The organism is Vibrio sp. V42_P2S4T144 (assembly GCF_009904715.1).
Lineage (GTDB): Bacteria > Pseudomonadota > Gammaproteobacteria > Enterobacterales > Vibrionaceae > Vibrio > Vibrio alginolyticus.
On the sequence record NZ_WXWS01000188.1, the window covers coordinates 1 to 2,614 of the forward strand.

Genomic DNA, 2,614 nt, shown 5'->3' on the forward strand with positions numbered 1-2,614 from the left:
TCGTGTATGTATGACATAGATTTCTTCCTTGATGTGAATAAGCAATCAGTTTATATGAATTTATTTCCATTAAATAGTGATTTTGACCAAGATTCAATGGTTGTAGTGGTCTTTCCTGCGGATGAGAATGTGCAGCTTCTAACCCAGGCAGTGTTGGTTGAGATAGGTAGGGCGAGCTAAGTAAGCGGGTGGTTGAGTGATCAGTTTCACATATAACAAGCAGAAATCACTTTAGTCGATGTTGTTGTGCAGTTACGCAAATTGTTTATGTTAACGTCATGTTAAAGTTTTGGTGTGTGATAACTTGTGAAAAGACAACTATATGGATGAGCTTAAGGTTCTGAACTCGTTTATTCAGCAGAATGGTCTACCAGCGTTTGGCCACCTTGATAGAATTCCAACATCGTTACAGCTAGATAAATTTACTTACCTCGATGAGATGGATAAGCCAGTGTCTAAGTGGCGCCGTTACCGCGATTATAAGCAGTTTCAGTTCGTCAATTTGGTCACACCTGATTACGTCATTGGAGTAGCGATTGCTGATATACGGTATTTAGCATCCGGCTTTTGCTACCTGTTTGATATTAAAAAGAATAAGTTGATTGAGCAACAATGGTTGAAACCTTTTAATATAGGTTATCAAACTCAGCCTTCCAGTTGGTGCAGTCTTGCCCATCTTGCTAACAAAAGAATTCAGTTTTCTATTAAGGATGGTATTTGGCACGTCCACTTTGTGACAGAGTCAGTCAATGCGGATCTCTATTTACGTCCAGAAAACATGAGTTTGCCATTAATGTTGTGTACGCCAACAGGTTATGCGGGTTGGACATATACTCAGAAGCACAATGCGTTAGCAGTAGACGGTAACTTGTTCATATTAGGAAAAGAGCAAGATCTTTCAGAGGTGGCTGCTGGTTACGATTTTTCCGCTGGGTACATGCGGCGAGAAACAAGTTGGCGCTGGGCGAGTATCAATTGCTTTGAGGATGACAGGCGTCTGGGGTTGAACTTGGCAGCTGGCGTTAATGAAACTGGCTATTGCGAAAATGTATTGTGGATTAATGGTCAGCGTCACTTTTTGCAACCTGTGCAGTTTCAGTTTTCACGAAGTGATGAAGGGCAAAAGTGGCATATTACGTCTGAAGATAAACGAGTTAACTTACAGTTCACGCCTTTGAATCGACGCTCAGAGAAGAAAAATTTTTGGCTTCTCAAAAGTAACTTTCGTCAGTATATCGGTTATTTCTCTGGCTATCTTATCGATGGAAATGGCATCAAACATCAGTTAGAAGAAGTTATGGGTCTTACTGAAGATCACTATGCAAAATGGTAGAAACACAATGGATTGGACGCAGTTGATGGACCGCCCAGAATTACTTCTGATGATTCTGGCTCCAGTTTTCTTTTTCTGCATGCTTGCCGAATATTGGTTCGGACAAAGAAGGGGACGCTTGCCTGAAAGCGCGACGTATTACTTCCCTGAAGTAGCGTGTAATTTTGTTCTTGCGGGCTTACACCAAGCGACAGACATACTCACGGGTTTACTGATTGCTCAGTTGTATTTGTGGTGGTTCGATTGGCGTTTGTTTGATATCGAAATGAGCGTCTCAGCTTTTCTTTTACTTGTTGTCCTGCAAGATTTTTTCTATTACTGGTTTCATCGGGCTAGCCATCGTATTCGTTGGATGTGGGCCGCGCACGTTGTTCATCACAGTTCGGAAAGAATGAACTTCAGTACCGCCTTTCGTCAAAGTTTAATGTATCCGCTAGCGGGGATGTGGATTTTTTGGTTGCCCTTGGTGATTATTGGTTTTGAGCCAAAATGGGTTGTCTTCGTTGTGTTGTTTAATCTGGGCTTACAGTTTTTTGTTCACACCCAATCAATTCGTTCGCTCGGGCCACTAGAGTGGGTATTTAACACGCCGTCTCATCATCGCGTTCATCATGGTGTGAACCGTCAGTACATCGACAAAAATTATGCGGGTGTATTAATTATTTGGGATCGAATGTTCGGAACGTTTGAACCAGAGGTGGAAACGGTTCGGTATGGGGTTTCTAAACCTGTAAACAGCTTTAATCCCATCCGCGTGACGTTTGCAGAATGGAAAGACATGTTTTATGACGTAACTCGACCAAACTTATCATGGAAACAACGCTGCCGCCGTTTGTTCGCTCCGCCATCGGATTTTTATGAGTAAATTGAGATAAAGAGATTGGAGCGGGCAGCGGGAATCGAACCCGCATCATCAGCTTGGAAGGCTGAGGTAATAGCCATTATACGATGCCCGCGCATCGATAGGACTCAGTTAATATGCCACACTGGACGAAAAAGAAAAGTCTTTTCTCATCAAATGTTTGTCAGTTGCCTAAAAAAGTAGCGGACTGATGTTAAAGTGTTCATTGTCTCTGGTTTTTTGTGGCACTCGCGATTCCGCTACTAAGCCTAGGGGCTTCCAATTAGGTCGTAAACACCGAATTCTTAGGTGTTTAGATGTTGATGATATTCAAGATTTTCTGTGTAAAGGTTAATCTCGTTTATTGAACAGTCACGTTTCATGGTCAAGACTAGATATTGAAATGATTACTTTTTACTGTTGATGCGTATGTATAACAC

General features: G+C 42.0%; 3 protein-coding genes and 1 tRNA gene. 3 read left to right on the plus strand and 1 reads right to left on the minus strand.

Annotation, left to right across the window (positions count from 1 at the left end; translation table 11 throughout):
• From CAG68_RS22325 to CAG68_RS06610, 3 genes are all read left to right on the plus strand, one after another.
• The coding region (locus CAG68_RS22325; protein WP_237667853.1) for a hypothetical protein at positions 1 to 180 on the plus strand (180 nt) is incomplete at its 5' end.
• Between the two features lie 142 nt (positions 181 to 322).
• Complete coding sequence (locus CAG68_RS06605) at positions 323 to 1,333, plus strand: DUF2804 domain-containing protein (protein ID WP_005382632.1); 1,011 nt, start codon at positions 323 to 325, stop codon at positions 1,331 to 1,333.
• Positions 1,334 to 1,340: 7 nt separating this feature from the next.
• Positions 1,341 to 2,198 carry a sterol desaturase family protein gene (locus CAG68_RS06610; protein ID WP_005373167.1) on the plus strand — a complete coding sequence of 286 codons (858 nt, stop codon included), beginning with the start codon at positions 1,341 to 1,343 and terminating at the stop codon, positions 2,196 to 2,198.
• Positions 2,199 to 2,214: 16 nt separating this feature from the next.
• Here the strand turns inward: CAG68_RS06610 and CAG68_RS06615 are convergent.
• A tRNA-Gly gene (locus CAG68_RS06615) sits at positions 2,215 to 2,289 on the minus strand.
• Between the last annotated feature and the right edge of the window lie 325 nt (positions 2,290 to 2,614).